At 62.0% G+C, this 16,541-nt stretch carries 18 protein-coding genes; 10 read left to right on the top strand and 8 right to left on the bottom strand.

Features of this window, described 5'->3' with window-relative positions:
- Nucleotides 1–419 precede the first annotated feature (419 nt).
- Nucleotides 420–1,337, top strand: a complete 918-nt coding sequence (locus CXY73_RS05735; RefSeq protein ID WP_104134174.1) for a heme o synthase — start codon at nucleotides 420–422, stop codon at nucleotides 1,335–1,337.
- A 43-nt stretch (nucleotides 1,338–1,380) separates the two neighbouring features.
- On the opposite strand, the gene CXY73_RS05730 is transcribed toward CXY73_RS05735, so the two are convergent.
- The 3 genes from CXY73_RS05730 to CXY73_RS05720 all read right to left on the bottom strand — a co-directional run bounded on the left by CXY73_RS05730 (nucleotide 1,381) and on the right by CXY73_RS05720 (nucleotide 4,027).
- Complete coding sequence (locus CXY73_RS05730; protein WP_158254037.1) at nucleotides 1,381–1,983, bottom strand: hypothetical protein; 603 nt, start codon at nucleotides 1,981–1,983, stop codon at nucleotides 1,381–1,383.
- A 104-nt stretch (nucleotides 1,984–2,087) separates the two neighbouring features.
- The gene (locus CXY73_RS05725) at nucleotides 2,088–2,306 is read right to left on the bottom strand and encodes a hypothetical protein (RefSeq protein WP_104134172.1); all 219 of its coding nucleotides are present in this window, start codon (nucleotides 2,304–2,306) and stop codon (nucleotides 2,088–2,090) included.
- A gap of 755 nt (nucleotides 2,307–3,061) precedes the next feature.
- The gene (locus CXY73_RS05720; RefSeq protein WP_104134171.1) at nucleotides 3,062–4,027 is read right to left on the bottom strand and encodes a heme A synthase; all 966 of its coding nucleotides are present in this window, start codon (nucleotides 4,025–4,027) and stop codon (nucleotides 3,062–3,064) included.
- 311 nt (nucleotides 4,028–4,338) lie between these two features.
- On the opposite strand from CXY73_RS05720, the gene sufB reads away from it, so the two are divergent.
- The 8 genes from sufB to CXY73_RS05680 all read left to right on the top strand — a co-directional run bounded on the left by sufB (nucleotide 4,339) and on the right by CXY73_RS05680 (nucleotide 12,290).
- Complete coding sequence (gene sufB / locus CXY73_RS05715) at nucleotides 4,339–5,757, top strand: Fe-S cluster assembly protein SufB (RefSeq protein ID WP_104134170.1); 1,419 nt, start codon at nucleotides 4,339–4,341, stop codon at nucleotides 5,755–5,757.
- Entirely contained in the window at nucleotides 5,758–7,002 is a 1,245-nt protein-coding gene (gene sufD, locus CXY73_RS05710; RefSeq protein WP_104134169.1) for a Fe-S cluster assembly protein SufD, read from the top strand.
- Nucleotides 7,003–7,004: 2 nt separating this feature from the next.
- Nucleotides 7,005–7,331, top strand: coding sequence for a non-heme iron oxygenase ferredoxin subunit (locus CXY73_RS05705; protein ID WP_104177109.1), 327 nt, complete (start codon nucleotides 7,005–7,007; stop codon nucleotides 7,329–7,331).
- A 65-nt stretch (nucleotides 7,332–7,396) separates the two neighbouring features.
- A complete protein-coding gene (gene sufC, locus CXY73_RS05700; protein WP_104134167.1) occupies nucleotides 7,397–8,161 on the top strand; it encodes a Fe-S cluster assembly ATPase SufC in 765 nt (254 codons plus the stop codon).
- Nucleotides 8,162–8,165: 4 nt separating this feature from the next.
- Nucleotides 8,166–8,495, top strand: a complete 330-nt coding sequence (locus CXY73_RS05695; RefSeq protein WP_092107875.1) for a metal-sulfur cluster assembly factor — start codon at nucleotides 8,166–8,168, stop codon at nucleotides 8,493–8,495.
- Between the two features lie 233 nt (nucleotides 8,496–8,728).
- Nucleotides 8,729–9,286 (top strand): TetR/AcrR family transcriptional regulator, encoded by a 558-nt coding sequence (locus CXY73_RS05690; protein WP_233198158.1) that lies wholly within the window; start codon nucleotides 8,729–8,731, stop codon nucleotides 9,284–9,286.
- Between the two features lie 117 nt (nucleotides 9,287–9,403).
- Nucleotides 9,404–11,002 (top strand): ABC-F family ATP-binding cassette domain-containing protein, encoded by a 1,599-nt coding sequence (locus tag CXY73_RS05685; protein WP_104177107.1) that lies wholly within the window; start codon nucleotides 9,404–9,406, stop codon nucleotides 11,000–11,002.
- Between the two features lie 61 nt (nucleotides 11,003–11,063).
- The gene (locus tag CXY73_RS05680) at nucleotides 11,064–12,290 is read left to right on the top strand and encodes a glycosyltransferase (RefSeq protein WP_104134164.1); all 1,227 of its coding nucleotides are present in this window, start codon (nucleotides 11,064–11,066) and stop codon (nucleotides 12,288–12,290) included.
- Nucleotides 12,291–12,349: 59 nt separating this feature from the next.
- Here the strand turns inward: CXY73_RS05680 and CXY73_RS05675 are convergent, their stop codons facing one another.
- The 3 genes from CXY73_RS05675 to CXY73_RS05665 are packed head-to-tail and all read right to left on the bottom strand — an operon-like array spanning nucleotide 12,350 to nucleotide 13,742.
- Nucleotides 12,350–13,198: an SURF1 family protein gene (locus CXY73_RS05675; protein ID WP_104177106.1), complete on the bottom strand. Its 849-nt coding sequence runs from the start codon at nucleotides 13,196–13,198 to the stop codon at nucleotides 12,350–12,352.
- Entirely contained in the window at nucleotides 13,195–13,437 is a 243-nt protein-coding gene (locus tag CXY73_RS05670; RefSeq protein ID WP_104134176.1) for a hypothetical protein, read from the bottom strand. Before CXY73_RS05670 ends, CXY73_RS05675 begins: the two co-directional genes overlap by 4 nt.
- Before the next feature lie 29 nt (nucleotides 13,438–13,466).
- Nucleotides 13,467–13,742, bottom strand: a complete 276-nt coding sequence (locus CXY73_RS05665) for a DUF3099 domain-containing protein (protein WP_104134162.1) — start codon at nucleotides 13,740–13,742, stop codon at nucleotides 13,467–13,469.
- 146 nt (nucleotides 13,743–13,888) lie between these two features.
- Between CXY73_RS05665 and CXY73_RS05660 the strand changes: the two genes are divergently transcribed.
- Nucleotides 13,889–14,599 carry a beta-ketoacyl-ACP reductase gene (locus CXY73_RS05660; protein ID WP_104134161.1) on the top strand — a complete coding sequence of 237 codons (711 nt, stop codon included), beginning with the start codon at nucleotides 13,889–13,891 and terminating at the stop codon, nucleotides 14,597–14,599.
- A gap of 37 nt (nucleotides 14,600–14,636) precedes the next feature.
- Here CXY73_RS05660 and serB read toward each other — a convergent pair whose 3' ends face one another.
- Together serB and CXY73_RS05650 are read right to left on the bottom strand one after the other, a co-directional pair.
- Nucleotides 14,637–15,290 carry a phosphoserine phosphatase SerB gene (serB, locus tag CXY73_RS05655; RefSeq protein WP_104134160.1) on the bottom strand — a complete coding sequence of 218 codons (654 nt, stop codon included), beginning with the start codon at nucleotides 15,288–15,290 and terminating at the stop codon, nucleotides 14,637–14,639.
- The gene (locus tag CXY73_RS05650; RefSeq protein ID WP_104177105.1) at nucleotides 15,287–16,531 is read right to left on the bottom strand and encodes a glucose-1-phosphate adenylyltransferase; all 1,245 of its coding nucleotides are present in this window, start codon (nucleotides 16,529–16,531) and stop codon (nucleotides 15,287–15,289) included. Before CXY73_RS05650 ends, serB begins: the two co-directional genes overlap by 4 nt.
- Nucleotides 16,532–16,541: the final 10 nt, after the last annotated feature.

Below are 16,541 nucleotides of genomic sequence, written 5' to 3'. Positions count from 1 at the left end.
TGCCCATTCCCAACCTTTTCAACGGCGTCAGCCGCCAGAATGCGTGCGGTGTTGACCGCCTGATCGTCAACGGAATCCCATTGGAAAGCTGCCACGTCACGTAACCCTTCATTGAAGCGAAGGCGGGTTGAGCTCAACCCATCCTTTGATAGTTGTGCAATTGTCGGCAACCGTCTCGCACGGCCGTCCGCGCCATTCTGACGCGGGACTGCAAGCGAGATGTCACCCCCAGCGAGTTGGCCTGCTTCACGCTGCCATCTCCCACCTGGGGGCCCGCCGAACTACTGTTTCACTGTGGGGAGCAATTTAAGTATACGGACGAATATGCTGGGGCGCTCCAAATGACGTGACATAACATTTGTGAGAGAGGGGCATTCGGTGACCTACAATTAGTGGTACTACCTAGCATTTGAGGATTAATGGACGTCGCACTTCAAACCATCGAAAGAACTCCGCGCACACTCAAGCGCACCCTCAAAGCGTACGTTTCTCTGACCAAACCACGAGTCGTCGAGTTGCTCCTCGTGGTTACCGCGCCGACGATGCTGCTCGCGGAACGGGGCATCCCGAGCTTGTGGCTGATTCTGGCAACGTTGATCGGAGGTGCCCTGAGTGCAGGGTCCGCTGGAGCGTTTAACTGTTATCTCGATCGCGATATCGACCGCCTCATGAAGCGCACAAAGAATCGTCCGCTTGTCACGGGGGAACTGAGCGACCGGGAAGCCTTGATATTCGCGTGGGCGTTGGGCGCAGCATCCATTCTGTGGCTGGGATTGCTGACTAACTGGCTCGCCGCCGCGCTGTCGTTCGCCGCTATTGTGCTCTATGTCGTGTTCTACACGATCATTCTCAAGCGTCGCACTCCGCAGAACATCGTCTGGGGCGGTGTCGCCGGCTGCATGCCAGTGCTGATCGGCTGGGCCGCCGTGACCGGCGATCTGTCATGGCCCCCGATCATTCTGTTCATGATCATCTTTCTATGGACGCCGCCGCATTATTGGCCACTGTCGATGAAGTACCGCAGCGACTACCAGGCCGCCGGCGTTCCGATGTTGGCCGTGGTGCGGGGCCGTGCTCAGGTTGGCCTGCAGGTCATTCTGTACGCCTGGGCCACCGTCGCCTGCTCGCTGTTGCTCATTCCGATCGCCGATATGGGACTGCTCTACACCTTCGTAGCGTTCGTCACCGGTGGCTGGTTCATCTACGAGACGCATCGCTTGTACAGCCTGGCCATCCGACACGAGCACGTGTCGCCGATGCGCGTCTTCCACGGCTCGATCGCGTACCTGTCCCTGCTGTTCGTGGCCGTTGGCGTCGATCCGCTGCTGCCCTTCTAGGCCAAAAGCTCAAGTCCGGCGAGTGATCAGACCCGGCGCCTGATCAGACCCGACGAATGAGCCGAACGTCAATTTTTCCGACGTCGGCCGAGTGAATCACGACCGTCACCACACGACCGGCCAGCACCATTGCAGTACCCGTGAAATCGGAGGCCGTCACGACGATGGCCGGCAGTGCCGTGTCGTCAACGATCAGGTTCGACCGGTGCGCCAGCGCGAGCTCGATCTCCGCCTGCTGTTGCGTGTGCCGTTCAGCCCAGAGTTCAGACCCGAACTCGTAGGGATTCTTGGCATAGTTCATCACGATGTACTGCAAATGCTGGTTGAGCGCGTCACGAATGGGGTCTCCGCCGCGATTCGTTGAACCCGGCACGTCGGTGAAGACGAACCCGCGCAATTCGGCGATTCCAATCGGGCCGACCGGAGAATCTTCGAACCAGAACTTACCCGAGGGATCGGCGAGCCAGTAGTGGGCCTGTGCTTCGAGCGTGCGGCCGTGATTACCGTACCAACTCCAGCCGCGTTCCTGAAGACGCGGCTGTGGCACGAAGCCGAACACCGGCGGGCCGAACAGGGCGAGGCGCGCCGCGTCATCTGGCGGCTTCGACTTGGCTCCCGGCGCGAGGTGCATGTCTGGAGAATACACCGGCGGCCACCGTCGAGGGAGGGCCCGGCGGCAATTCCCTTTTGGGGATTATGCGCCGTGCCGCGTTCTCGTCTGAGTGACCTCGGGATGCCGTCGTGTGACTTTCAGGAACTGGCCGCGATCGTTATTCTCTGTAAATTCAGCGCGAGAAATTTTTGCTCCTCGACGCTCAGGGTCACGATGATGGCGAGCTCGGTCTCTTGGTGTTCCGGCAGAGCCATCTCAATGAGATCGTGCCGGGAATCGGTCAGCGCGACGAGTACGCCACGCCCGTCGCCGTCAGGACCACGTGGCCCGTCCTCGAAGCGGTTCAACCATCCCACGGACCATGACTTCCACCGGCAGTGATGGGCGGCCCCGACCCGACACGAATAATTTCGCGAAGGCGTCGTCGGGCAAGAACTTGTGCCGGTGTTCGGCTAGGAATGCCCCACGACCGATTAGACATCGCAAGTGACCGGTTCACCGTCATCACGTCCGTGCAGCACTAATTCTCAACACGCCTTGGCTCACGGGTGCCGTGTCGAGGCGCAAGCTGTCTGGGATGCTGTTGAGCGGCCGTCAATGTCAACGGTTGACCCGTGGCCGCTCATTAAATACCTTGAGTTCGGCGGGCAATTCGCCTCCGATGACGGTAGAGCCGATTGGGTTGTCAACCTTTACCGCGCGGCGCTCGTACTCTGGAATGCCAGGGTCATACCGCCGGACGTCTCTTTTGATGTTTTGATTGCCATGCGTTCCGCAGTCGTAGCGCTCGAAATGCGTATTTCTCCTCCTGGCACTCTTCCCCACGATCAGCGAGTTCTCGCTGCCTGGGGCTTCGGACTAAAACGTCAGGCGTCGCCACTCCTGGAAGATTCGAGTTATGAGTCGAGCGAATTGCAGCGGGTACTTTCGAAATTGCCCACACGCACAATCACCCCCAGCACTCCGCCTCCGGCCGCGCGCACACGGATGGGCAGGCCGTGTAGGGAGCGCGCGCGGTTGAGGGCATCCACGCCTGACCGCTCAGTGAAATCCACTAGGCCGCGCAGTCGCGTTGGCCTGCCGCGAAGTGATGACACCGAACGATATGGGACTAGATGCGACTGGCCTCATTCGTGGGGGCGTGTTCCGGCGTGTCGGCCGTGATGGCGGCCGGAGCCTTGAGGTTCAGCACGACGGCGGTCATCGCCGCGGCGAGCACGCAGGCGAGCACCATGTGCAGCCCGACGAGCACCGGCGGCAAGCCTAGGTTGGCCTGCAGCAGGCCGACTACAATTTGCGCGAGCTCGATCACAAGTAACGTGACGACGAATTTACGCACGGGCAGCTTGCCTCGAACGGATGCTGCGAGCAGCACGATCGTCAAGACCAGCGTCGCGTAGCCCGGCCAGGCATGCAGGTGCTCGAGCAACTCAGCGTTGAATCCCGTGCGACCCGCCGCGGCGTCACCTGAATGCGGTCCGGAGGCAGTGGTCACGACTCCCATCACCACGGTCAGTGCCACCACGAAGCTCGCGGCATGAGCGAGCCCGGCAAAGCCGACCGGTACGACGTGGGCGCGCGGACCCGACGGGAGGTAAACCCGGTGCACCAGCACGGTGGCGATGCACACCATGATCAGCGAGGCCATGAAATGAAAGCCGACGATGAACGGATTGAGACCGGTCAGCACGGTGACGCCGCCGACCAGCGCCTGTGCGAGGACGCCGAGACCGAGAATTACGGCGAGGATGAACAGGTCTTTGCGTTCCGTGCGTAAGCGCCAGAGCAGCACGACGGCGGCGATGGCAATAATGCCGATCAATCCGGTCATCAGGCGGTTACCGAACTCAATGACACCGTGCAGGCCCATCTCCGCGGTCGGTACGAGCGACCCGGCGACACAGGTCGGCCAGGTCGGGCAGCCAAGTCCGGAACCGGTGAGGCGCACAGCGCCACCGGTGCCGACGATTAAAATTTCGGTCACGAGCGACAGCCAGGCCACCGTCCGAATTCGTATGTCGATAGTGTTCGGTAGCCATTGGTATATCGCATTCACCGGTTCTGCTCCTACTGTCATTCTTACGTGCACGTGCCCTCTGATCGTGCCGGGCTCAGATGTGAATCGACCCGTAAGCACGCCAATCCCGCTGATGAACCTGTAGAATTATGATCTCATGGAGATCTTTCCCACGGTCATCCGATCGTAGGATTTCAATTCGGGCCGTACGGCTCGGGTTCATCGTGATGCTTCATGAATATTCTAGGTACGCAACGTAGCTGTCCACACAACCCGTTCCCCGTGGTCCCCACTGAGTTCACCTCTACTGGGGGTCGCACGGGAATGACCGGACTAATATCCGGGTTGTGCTGGGTAGAGAAGAGGTAAGTATGTCGGATGTCCTGCTTGACCGTCCCGACCTTGAGGGGATTGGTACCTACGAATTTGGATGGGCCGATTCAGACAAGGCCGGCGCATCCGCTCGTCGCGGTATTTCTCCTGAGGTCGTCACCGACATCTCGAATCTGAAATCCGAGCCGGACTGGATGCTGCAGCGACGGCTGAAGGCACTTCAGCTGTTCGAACGCAAGCCCATGCCGACCTGGGGCGCCGATCTTTCCGATATCGATTTCGATAACATCAAGTACTTCGTGCGCTCCACGGAGAAGCAGGCCCAGACTTGGGACGACCTGCCCGACGACATCAAGAACACCTACGAGAAGCTCGGTATCCCCGAAGCTGAGCGTCAGCGTCTCGTCTCCGGTGTCGCGGCCCAATACGAGTCCGAAGTGGTCTATCACCAGATCAACGAAGAGCTCGAAGCTCAGGGCGTCATCTTCATGGACACCGACACGGCGCTCAAGGAACACCCGGAATTTTTCGAGGAGTACTTCGGCACCATCATTCCCTCCGGCGACAACAAGTTCGCCGCGCTCAACACGGCCGTCTGGTCCGGAGGATCCTTCGTGTACGTCCCTCCGGGCGTTCACGTCGAGATTCCCCTCCAGGCGTACTTCCGCATCAACACCGAGAACATGGGCCAGTTCGAGCGCACGCTGATCATCGCCGACGAAGGCAGCTACGTGCACTACATCGAGGGCTGCACGGCCCCGATCTACAAGTCTGATTCGCTGCACTCCGCCGTGGTCGAGATTGTTGTGAAGAAGAACGCCCGGGTTCGTTACACGACCATTCAAAACTGGTCGAACAACGTCTACAACCTCGTCACCAAGCGGGCCACGGCCGGCGAAGGCGCGACGATGGAGTGGATCGATGGAAACATCGGTTCCAAGGTCACCATGAAGTACCCGTCTATCTACCTGATGGGGGAGCACGCCAAGGGCGAGACGCTCTCGGTGGCGTTCGCTGGACCCGGCCAGCACCAGGATGCCGGCGCCAAAATGATCCACATGGCTCCATACACGCAGTCTTCGATCGTCTCCAAGTCCATCGCGCGTGGTGGCGGTCGTAGCGGATATCGCGGTGAGGTTCGAATGGATGCCTCCGCACACCACTCTGCCAACACCGTGCGCTGCGACGCCCTCCTCGTCGACACCCAATCGCGCTCCGATACCTACCCGTCCATCGACATTCGCGTCGACGACGTGCAGCTCGGTCACGAGGCCACAGTCTCCCGCGTCAGTGCCGAGCAGCTCTTCTACCTGATGAGCCGCGGCATGCCCGAAGACGAGGCCATGGCCATGATCGTTCGCGGATTCATCGAACCGATCGCCCGGGAGCTCCCGATGGAGTACGCCCTCGAACTCAACAAGCTCATTGAAATGGGCATGGAAGGATCCGTCGGCTAAATGTCCGCCGCTTCAGCGCTTTCGAAGAGCGCGCCAACAACTGTGCCCGAATCATCCACACCCGCGCCCGAGTCGGTTCTGCCGGCCGGTCAGCACGGAATCAAGAAACACTCCGATGGACGTTTTGGCTACGTACCGGTGCAAACCCGATCGGATCGCTTCAAAAGCGTCAAGGTCGCCGACTTCGAGACCGTCACCGGTCGCGAAGCTGTCTGGAAGCACTCGCCCGTCGCTAAATTCACTGACCTCACCGCCGGTTCGCTCGACGGTTCCCGCTATCAAATCGAGTCGACTCCCTCAGCGGATGTCTCTGTCGAGTGGGTACCCAGAACGGATGACCGGATCGGCACCGCCGGACTGCCGGAAGATCGTGCCGCCGCGAACGCCTGGGGCGTTTTCGACGATGCCCTCGCCATCACGGTGAGCGGTGAAGAAGCCAAAGAGATCACGGTCACGCGGTCCGGTCTCGGCACGTCCGCCCGCGGCGCCCATACCATCATTGAGGCCAAGCCGTTCAGCCAAGCCACGGTCATTCTGGCGAACACCGGTGATGCCCGGCTGAGTGAGAACGTCGAGATCATCCTCGGCGAGTCCGCCAACCTCACGGTCGTCTCGCTGCAGGAATGGAACGACTCGGCGGTGCACCTGGCCAACCATTTCGCATCCATTGGTCGGGACGCCCGCCTGAAGCACGTAGTGGTTTCTCTCGGCGGCAGCATCGTGCGAGTCAACCCGTCCGTACGTCTGGCCGGCCCCGGCTCCGACGCGCTGCTCCTCGGGCTCTACTTCGCAGATGCCGGCCAGCACCTTGAGCAGCAGGTCTATGTCTTCCATGACGCCCCCAAGAGCCGCAGCCGGGTCAACTACAAGGGTGCATTGCAAGGCCAGGACGCGCGCACGGTCTGGATCGGCGACGTGCTGATCGGCAATAAGGCCGCAGGCACCGACAGCTACGAACAGAACCGCAACCTCGTCCTGAGCGAGGGCACCCGCGCCGATTCCATCCCTAACCTGGAAATCGAAACCGGCGATATCGTCGGTGCCGGTCACGCCAGTGCCACCGGACGGTTCGACGATGAGCAGCTGTTCTACCTTCAGTCTCGCGGCATCAGCGAGGCGGAAGCACGGCGCTTGGTCGTGCGCGGATTTCTCACCGAGGTCGTGCAGCAGATTGGTTCTCCCGAACTCGAAGCAAGGTTGCAACTCGCAATCGAAGCCGAACTTATTGGAACGGACGACAAATAAGCATGGCCGCAACGAAGATCTGCGCTCTCGATGAGCTCGAAGTAAACCAGGCCGTCAAGATCGAAATCGATGGCGTCGCCATCGCTCTCGTGCGTGACGCAGCCGGCGACGTGTTCGCCATCGGCGACACCTGTACGCACGGCGACATCTCCCTCTCGGAGGGATTCGTGGAAGGCCAAACACTCGAGTGCTGGGCTCACGGCTCGAGGTTTTCCCTCACCACGGGCAAGCCGCTGTCCCTACCGGCCTACGACCCGGTCCCGGTTTACAACGTTGAACTCATCGACGGTTTCGTCTTCGTCGATCCTTCCGTCACTGTCGCGGTCTGATTCTTTTTCAATCAACCACCGCCTCACCAGATCATTTTTAGAATTTAGAAAGGGATACGACATTCATGTCTGTTCTTGAAATTATCGACCTGCATGTCAGCGTTGAGACCGACCAGGGCACGAAGCAGATTCTGCGCGGCGTCAACCTCACCATCAACGAGGGTGAAATTCACGCCATCATGGGCCCGAACGGCTCCGGCAAGTCCACCCTCGCCTACACGATCGCCGGCCACCCCAAATATCACGTCGAGAGTGGCTCCATTCTCCTCGACGGCGTAGAAGTACTCAAAATGACAGTGGATGCCCGAGCACGAGCTGGCCTGTTCCTCGCCATGCAATACCCGGTCGAGATTCCCGGAGTCACCGTAACCAACTTTCTTCGCACCGCGAAGACGGCCATCGAAGGTGAAGCCCCGCCGATTCGCACCTGGATCAAGGACGTGCGTCAGGCGATGACCAGCCTGCGCATGGACAAGGCATTTGCTGAGCGAAACGTCAACGAGGGCTTCTCCGGTGGCGAGAAGAAGCGCAACGAGATTCTTCAGCTTGAACTCCTCAAGCCTAAGTTCGCCGTGCTCGACGAGACCGACTCCGGCCTCGACGTTGACGCGCTCAAGATTGTCTCCGAGGGCGTCAACCGCGCCAAGGTCAACACCGGTCTCGGCCTGTTGCTGATCACGCACTACACGCGGATCCTGCGCTACATCCACCCGGACTTCGTGCACGTCTTCGTCAACGGCCGTATCGCCGAACAGGGTGGCCCGGAACTTGCCGACCGCCTCGAAGACGAAGGCTACGATCGCTTTCTCGTTCCGTCGAACGTAGGCTAGTCCTATGGCCTCAACACTCAGTCCGGCCCGCTTCGACGAGATTGAAGAGGCCCTCAAGGACGTCATGGACCCGGAACTCGGCATCAACGTCGTCGATCTCGGCCTCATCTATGACCTCGGTTGGGACGATGAGAACAACGCGCTCATCATCCACATGACCCTCACCTCGGCCGGCTGCCCGCTGACCGATGTGCTCGAGGAGCAAACGGCTGAGGCGCTCGATGGCGTCGTCGACCAGTTCCGCATCAACTGGGTCTGGATGCCACCGTGGGGACCCGAGAAGATCACCGACGATGGTCGCGACATGATGCGAGCCCTCGGCTTCGCCATGTAGCTCTAGATCTATGGCGAAGGCCCCGCCTGTATTTACAGGCGGGGCCTTCGGTCTGTCTGCGCTCGGTCCTCGGGTTGGTCCGCAGGTTGGTCCCAGCGCGGTCACCGCAGAGGAACCACTTTAGAAACTATTTCTACTCATTAGAACGATATACTAGTTGTATGGAAACAGGGGAGTACGGGGCAATTCGCCGGCGGACGGCACAGGCGGCGGGCACGCGGGCGGAGATTGTCATGGCAGCCGGGCGACTGATGCTCGAGAGAGGTTATGTGGGCACCTCGGTCGCGGCCATTGCCGCGGAAGCCGGCGTAGTGGTGCAGACCATTTACAACTCCGTAGGGTCAAAGGCGGAATTGCTCGCCGCGGTCCTTGACCGAGTAGCGGCGGAACCGGGAGCACCGGCGCTACTGTCGGGTGCCACACGCGAACGCATTGCCGAGGCGCGTACGGCGACCGGGGTCATCCGCATTTTGGCCCGGTCGAGCGCGCTCGTGAATGAACGCACCTCAGGCATTCTGCGCATTGTCAGCGAAGCAGCCGTGGTCGACCCCGACGTGGGGGAGTTCGAGCAAAAGCGCGACGCGGCCCGGCTGCACGGCTTCGGCGAGGTAGCGGCTGCACTGCGGGAGAAGCGCGGACTTCGCGGGGGCATCAGCGACCACGAGGCGGCGGCGACGATGTGGGCGCTAGCCCACCCGCACACGTTTCGTACCCTTGTCTTATCGCTCGGCTGGTCCACCGAGGCCTACCTGAACTGGCTGGAGAAGTCGCTTCTGGCTGCCCTGCTCTAATGCCCATCCCGCGCCCGTGTGCCAAGCACAGCCTGAAGGCAAATATACTAGTGAGTTGGACCGCTCTGGCCCACTTACACTTCACACCCGTACAAACTCGTCGAATGGACTATTGCTGTGCTCAACGTGCAAGATCTCGAAATCCGCGTTGGAGCCCGCGTGCTCATGGAGGGCGTCAACTTCCGCGTCGCAAGCGGCGACAAGATCGGGCTCGTCGGCCGTAACGGTGCCGGCAAGACGACGCTGACGAAGACCCTCGCCGGGGAGACCAACCCGACCAAGGGTTCGATCAGCCACTCCGGTGAAATCGGCTATCTGCCGCAGGACCCGCGCGCCGGTGACCCGACCATGCTCGCGCGCACCCGCATCCTCGATGCCCGCGGCCTCGGCACCATCGCCCTCGGTATGCAGGAGTCCAGCATGGCGATGGCCGACCCCGATCCCAAGATCGCGGCCGCAGCCATGAAGAAGTACGGGCGCCTGACTGACGAGTTCAACGGCCTCGGCGGCTATTCCGCCGAAGCCGAAGCCGCATCCATTGCCGGCAACCTGAAACTGCCGGATCACATTCTCGACCAGGCTTTGAGTACCCTCTCCGGTGGTCAGCGTCGTCGCATCGAACTCGCCCGTATCCTGTTCTCGGCTGCCGAGATGATGATCCTCGATGAGCCCACCAACCACCTCGACGCCGACTCGGTGGCCTGGCTGCGCGAGTTCGTCAAGAACTACAAGGGCGGCTGCATCATCATCAGCCACGACATTGAACTCGTCGGCGAAACGGTCAACCGCGTATTTTACCTCGATGCGAACCGCATGATGATCGACATCTACAACATGAACTGGAAGAATTACCTCCTCCAGCGCACAGCAGATGCCGACCGCCGCAAAAAGGAACGCGCGAACGCCGAGAAGAAGGCCTCGACCCTGCAGCTGCAGGCCGCAAAGTTCGGGGCCAAGGCCAGCAAGGCCGCCGCAGCCCACCAGATGGTGGCTCGTGCCGAGAAGCTGCTTTCCGGCCTCGACGCCGTGCGTGCCGTTGAACGCGTCGCCAAACTGCGCTTCCCCGAGCCAGCACCGTGTGGTCGCACACCGCTCATGGCCAAGGACCTGTCGAAGAGCTATGGTTCCCTCGAGATCTTCACGGCGGTCGACCTCGCGATCGACCGGGGGTCCAAGGTCGTCATTCTTGGCCTCAACGGTGCAGGAAAGACCACCCTGCTGCGCATGCTCGCCGGCGTCGACGAATCCGACACCGGTTCGATCGAACCCGGTCACGGCCTCCGGATCGGTTACTACGCTCAGGAACACGAAACCATCGACGTAAAGCGTTCGGTGCTCGAGAATATGGTCTCCTCCTCGCCGAGCATCACCGAGATGGAAGCACGTCGGGTGCTCGGGTCGTTCCTATTCACCGGCGATGACTCGAACAAGCCGGCCGGAGTTCTCTCCGGTGGCGAGAAAACTCGTCTGGCCCTAGCCATGATCGTGGTTTCCGGCGCCAACGTGCTGCTGCTCGATGAGCCCACTAACAACCTCGACCCTGCCAGCCGCGAAGAGATCCTTGATGCTCTTGCGCACTACGCCGGCGCCGTCGTTCTGGTCAGCCACGATGAGGGCGCGGTGCAGGCTCTCAATCCCGAGCGCGTCCTGATCATGCCCGAGGGTACAGAGGACCACTGGAACAAGGACTACCTCGACCTGATCGAGTTGTCTTAACCATTTCCGTGACCCGGCCACCTGTCGGCGACCCAGGCAAAAGGACCAGAGCGTGATATCGATGAGAACGCCACTGCGCATCGCGCTGGTCTGCCTGCACACCTCGCCAGGCACTGACCCCGGTTCCGGCGACGCCGGCGGTATGAACGTCGTCGTGCGGCATCAGGCTGAGAAACTGGCCGCCCTTGGACACCGTGTCACGATTCTGACTCGGCGGTCAGCGGCGGATCAGCCCGATTCGCAGCAGCTCGCCGAGGGCCTCACGCTGCGGTTTCTGGCCGCCGGGCCGGCCCGAACGCTGTCCAAGGGCACGCACGAGAGCTACATCGAGGAGTTCTCCGACCGACTCAACGCTCTCGAGCCGGTCGACATTATCCACTCGCATCACTGGTTTTCCGGCATGGCGGCGCTTCCGGTCGCCCGCAACTGGGGCGTCCCGCACGTTCAGAGTTTTCATAGCATTGCAGCGGATGATGCGTCGCCGCTTTCGGCTGGTGAACACGCCGAATCACCGGGACGGATGCGCGGAGAAGCGCGGTTGGCACGCGAATCCGACGCGCTGGTGGCGATCAGTGCGTCGGAGGCCGCCACGATTTCCGGGCGGCTCGGCGGCTCGGCGAGCCGAACCAGCATCGTGCTCCCGGGGGTGGACAGCAACCTGTTCGCGCCCGAGCGCCAGCCCGCTGGTGGCGCGGCCGACCGCGGCTACGCCGTCGTCGCGGCGCGTCTGCAGCCACTGAAGGGTCTTGATCTGGCGATTGAGGCCATCGCGGCATTGCCGAAGGGCCTGCGCCCCGAGCTCGTGATTGCCGGCGATGCCTCGGTCGACTACTCGGGATACGTTGAAGAGCTTGGTCAGCTCGCTGAACGGGCGGGGCTGTCCGGCATCCGCTTTGTTGGCGCGCAGTCCCATGCGCACCTGGCCGAATTGTTTCGCGGTGCCCGCCTGGTGCTCGTGCCTTCGCACTCGGAAACTTACGGCCTGGTGGCACTCGAAGCGGCTGCGAGCGGTGTGCCCGTCGTCGCTTCGGCGGCCGGTGGCCTGCGTGAAGCGGTTGTCGATGGGGTCACCGGACTGGTCTTGGAATCCCGCGATCCGCGGGTTTGGGCCGATGCGATGGCGCAGATCCTGACCGATCCGATCCTTGCGCGCGAACTGTCGCTGGCGGCACGTGAGCATGCCCTCCGGCTGGACTGGACGCGCTCGGCAGCGTCGCTGGTTCGGGTGTACCGCGCGCTCCTCGACGAGGCGACCGAGGCTCGGCAGCACCACCGCGCCGTCGCCTGAGCGGCCGTCTCGACGGGCTCGACCAGCGGCGGAGTGCGCTGGCTCGAGATCGGAGATGACTAGCCCCGTTGCCGGTCGACCAGCTCGTCTTCAATCTCGGCATCGTTGCGTGGCTTCGCTGCGCGTTTGCGGGCGCGTTCCTCGGCGCGTTCGCGCTCCTCGGGGTCCTCGGCATTGACGCTGCGGTATTCTTCGCGCAGGGCCCAGCCGAGACCGATGAAGGCGAGCAGCCCGAATACGAACCACTGGAACGCATAGGACAGGTGCGGGCCCTCGTCGCGGATCGGTTTCAGGACAGCGGTCGGGCGTTTCTCCGTCGCCGCGGCGCTCTCGGTGTCCATCAGGCCGTACGCGCCGGTATAGGTCGGGGCATCGAGTCGTTCGGCGATGGTGATGAGGTTGATCGTCGCGACCTGGTTGCCGCTGGCCGTACGGCCGGGCAGATCGGGTTCGCTGGCTTTGAGCCGGGCCACCACGGTGACCATTCCGACGGGTGCTGCCGGTACGGTATCGGGAGCATCTTGTTCCTGCCCGGTGGGCAGCCAGCCGCGGTCGACAATAAAGATCGTGCCGTCGGTGAGCAGCAATGGGGTCAGGACTTCGAAGCCCGGGTTGACGTTGAGCGGGCGGTTGCGCGCGAGCATCTCGTCAGCGCTGAGATAAGTTCCGGTCAGTTCCACCGGCATCCACTTTTGCGATTCGTCGAAGGCTGTCAGGTCTTTAAGAGCCTCGGCAACGGGCACTGGGTTCGAGTCGAAGTTGGAGTCGATCTTAAACAGTTCGGTCAGGGCCTCATCGCGGCGGGCCAGCTGCCAGACGCCGAGTCCGGCGCATACCGCGGCAAAAAGCATGGTCAGCACGAGATAACCAGCCCAGCGGCGGCTGAAGGCGAACTTCCAGCCAGTCATCGCTGGTTTTCGGGGGAGTCGGGTGCGAACGTGTCGAGCGCGCTCACCGTCAGAGGAAAGTCCCTCGCGGCCAGGAATTCGCGCAGGTACTCGACGTGCTCGTCGCAGGCCAGCCAGGTTTTCACCCGATCAGCAGAGTGGATGCGCGGGTTGCGCCAGTCCAGCCGCCAGCGCCCCGTATTCCGGCAGTCCGCTCGCGAACAGGTCGAGGATTCCAGAGGTCGACCCAGACCGATCATCGGACTGCCGCCGGCAACCGCGTCAGCACTCACTTGACCTCGTCGTTGCCGCGGTACAGCTCGACGCCGCCGGGCCGGAGTACTTCTGCTGCAGGCGGGGAAATTTTCACGTTCGCGACCACGACTGCAAAGTACGGCAGGAGAATGGCGCCGAGCGCGCAGACCACGAGCCACCAGCCGTGTACGAAGAGCATGAGCACAATGCAGACCACGCGCACTCCCATGGCAATCGAGTATTTGATCATTCGGTTGCGGCGTTCAACCTCGGGGGAGGCGGGGAGGGAGGTGATCGACTGCTGCTTCATAGGTCCATCGGGTTCGTCTACGGTGGAAACTCCACCTCTCAAGCCTACGTCTGCACGGCACCTTTGGGGCACGCCTTAAACTTGAATCTGCCGGGTGTTTGCTTGAACCCGATGTACGACACCCAGCGCACCAGGACAGGAACATCATGACAACGACTCGAACAGTGCTCGTCACCGGCGGCAACCGTGGAATCGGCTTCGCCATCGCCGAGGAATTTCTGGCCCAGGGACATCGGGTTGCCGTGACGTCCCGCTCCGGTCATGGACCGTCCGGGAGCCTCACCGTGCGGGCCGACGTGACGGACGCCGCATCCATTGACGCCGCCTTCACCGAGATCGAAGCGACCTACGGCCCGGTCGAGGTTGTCGTGGCGAATGCCGGAATCACCCGCGACACCTTGCTCATGCGCATGTCAGAGGATGATTTCACCTCCGTCATCGATACCAACCTCAGTGGTGCCTTCCGCGTGGTCAAGCGCGCGAGCAAGGGCATGCTCAAGGCACGATTCGGACGCATCGTGCTGATCTCCAGCGTCGTCGGTCTGTACGGCTCGGCCGGGCAGGTGAACTACTCGGCGTCGAAGAGCGGCCTGATCGGCCTGGCCCGGTCAATCACCCGCGAACTCGGTGCCCGCGGAATCACCGCGAACGTGGTCGCTCCCGGCTTCATCGAAACTGATATGACCGCTGCCCTGCCCGAAGCTCAGCAGGCCGAATACAAACGTAATATTCCGGCCGGTCGGTTCGCCACGCCGAGTGAGGTTGCGCGCGTCGTCAGCTGGCTGGCCGGCGATGATGCCGGCTACATTTCCGGTGCGGTCATTCCCCTCGACGGTGGCCTCGGCATGGGGCACTAACCAGAGCACCTGTTCGCGTCCGCGTCGGTTTTCCCGTTCAGCCGCGCAGGCCGAGGAGCGGCAGGACCTGGCTGAGGTTGCACAGGTCGATCACGAGATCGGCCTCACGCTTCACCCGTGGTTTCGCGTTGAATGCGACGGCGAGTCCGGCCGCGTCCATCATGCGCAAGTCGTTGGCGCCGTCGCCGACCGCGATGGTCTGCGCGAGCGCGAGCTGCTCCTGCACGGCCCATTCACGCAGCGCGATGGCCTTGGCCTCGGCGTCAATGATCGGTCCGATCACGCGCCCGGTCAAGTAGCCGGCCTGCACTTCGAGCCGATTGGCCCGCCAGTGATCCAGTCCCAGCTCGGCAGCCAGCGGGTCGAGCAGCTCATGAAAACCGCCGGAAACCACCCCGACTACGCCACCGCCGGTATGAATGCCTGCGATCAGCTCGTGAACGCCGTCGGTCGGGCGGATGCGTCGCCCCACGTCGGTAAAGACGGTCTCTGGCAGCCCTGCCAGGGTCAACACCCGCTCGCGCAGGCTCTCAGCAAAGTCCAGCTCACCGCGCATGGCCCGGTCGGTCACTTCGGCGACGCGTTCGCGCACGCCGGCGGCATCCGCGAGCAGCTCAATCACCTCGTCTTGAATGAGAGTGGAGTCGGCGTCGAGAACGACGAGAAAACGTGCTGCGGTAGCGAGGATCACGGAGTAACGAGCACACCCTTACCGACGACGGTGATGCCGGATTCGGTCACGCTGAAGCCCCGGTCCAGGTCACGATTCCGGTCGACGCCGACGGTGGCGCCAGCTTCGACGATGACTTCCTTATCGAGGACTGCACGCCGCACGATGGCACCGGGGCGAATCTGCACTCGGTCAAAGATGATGGAGTCCACGACCTCGCAGGCGGAACCGATCGACGTCCAGGGGCCGAGCACGCTGCGCTCGATGTGAGCGCCGGAGATGACACAGCCCAACGATACGATCGAGTCGATCATGGTGCCGAGGGCGCCCTGGGCGTCGCGCACAAATTTGGCCGGCGGCGAATTCAACTGCATGCTGAATATCGGCCATTTCTGGTTGTACAGGTTGAACACCGGCAGGGCCGAAATGAGGTCTTGGTGCGCCTCGAAAAACGAGTCGATTGTTCCCACGTCGCGCCAATAGTACCGGTCACGATCGGTCGACCCGGGTACTTCGTTTCGCTTGAGGTCATAGACGCCGGCGTCGCCACGCGACACGAAGTCAGGAATGATGTCGCCGCCCATGTCGTGGCTGGAAGCGGTGCGCTCACCGTCACGCAGCACGGCCTCGATCAGCGCATCGGTGTTGAAGACGTAGTTACCCATCGAAGCGAACACCTCGTGCGGGGCGTCGGTAAGTCCGACAGCATCCTTGGGCTTTTCGCGAAAGTCAGAGATTCGATCCGGGGTGGCGGCATCCACTTCGATGACACCGAACTGGTCGGCGAGGCCGATCGGCTGGCGAATGGCTGCGACGGTGGCGGACAGCCCCGATGCGATGTGGGCGTCGATCATCTGACTGAAGTCCATGCGGTAAACGTGGTCGGCACCGACCACGACGACAATGTCGGGCTTTTCATCATGAATGAGGTTGAGGCTCTGCAGAATAGCATCGGCGGAGCCGCTGAACCAGCGCTTGCCGAGGCGCTGCTGCGCCGGCACCGAGGCGATGTACGAGTTGAACAATCCGCCGGAGACATGCCAGGTCTGCGACACGTGGCGGTCCAGGCTGTGTGACTTGTACTGCGTCAGCACGACGATCTGGGTTACCCCCGAGTTGATCAGATTGGAGAGGGCAAAATCCACCAAGCGGTAATGCCCACCAAAGGGGACGGCAGGCTTCGCCCGGTCTTCGGTCAGCGGCATCAGCCGTTTTCCCTCACCACCCGCGAGCACGATTCCAAAGATCTTCTTGGCCTTCATGTGTACAGAG

The organism is Cryobacterium sp. Y50 (genome assembly GCF_002929805.1).
Taxonomy (GTDB): Bacteria; Actinomycetota; Actinomycetes; order Actinomycetales; family Microbacteriaceae; genus Cryobacterium.
The sequence above is the reverse complement of the archived record's forward strand: the minus strand, read 5'-3'. Positions and strand labels throughout refer to the sequence as shown.